Consider the following 521-nt stretch of genomic DNA (forward strand, 5'->3'; position numbering starts at 1 on the left):
GCAGCTCCTTCTTTTTCTGTTTTCTTGTCGCCAGTCAATTTACCGACACCTTCTTTGATTGCACCTTTTGCTTGGTTTACTTTTTCTTCTGTAGACATAGTCTTACCTCCATATGTGTTTTATTTGTAAGTGTTTAATTTTCTAAATTAATGAACACGTGGTTTTTCATTTGATGAAGAGTCAGTTACAGCTTCTACGCCTTCACCAACTTTTTCTTTAACTGCTGAGAATCCATTACCCAAACCTGTTTTAACATTTTCAAACTGTTCAGATGCAAACTCACCTGTTGTTTCGACAACTCCAGTTACACGATCTTGCAAGCTTACTGAATCTGCTTCATGTTGTTCTTTCGTTTTAATATCAACAACATTCACGTTTACTTCGACAACTTCCAAATCTGTGATCTTAGAAACTTGTTCTGCAACTACTTCTTTAATGTGTTTGTACAAGTCAGGAACATTCTTTTGATATTCCACTACTACATTCAAGTCAACAGCGACTTGTTCTTTACCAACTTCAAC

The 521-nt window shown here is 35.9% G+C and carries 1 protein-coding gene; it reads right to left on the reverse strand.

The features are described from left to right. Window positions 1-146: 146 nt before the first annotated feature. Window positions 147-521, reverse strand: a 375-nt coding sequence (locus ADF75_RS04325) for an Asp23/Gls24 family envelope stress response protein (protein ID WP_048789281.1), incomplete at its 5' end; no start/stop codon positions are given.

This window comes from Streptococcus sp. 1171_SSPC (genome assembly GCF_001069335.1).
GTDB classification, from domain to species: domain Bacteria; phylum Bacillota; class Bacilli; order Lactobacillales; family Streptococcaceae; genus Streptococcus; species Streptococcus xiaochunlingii.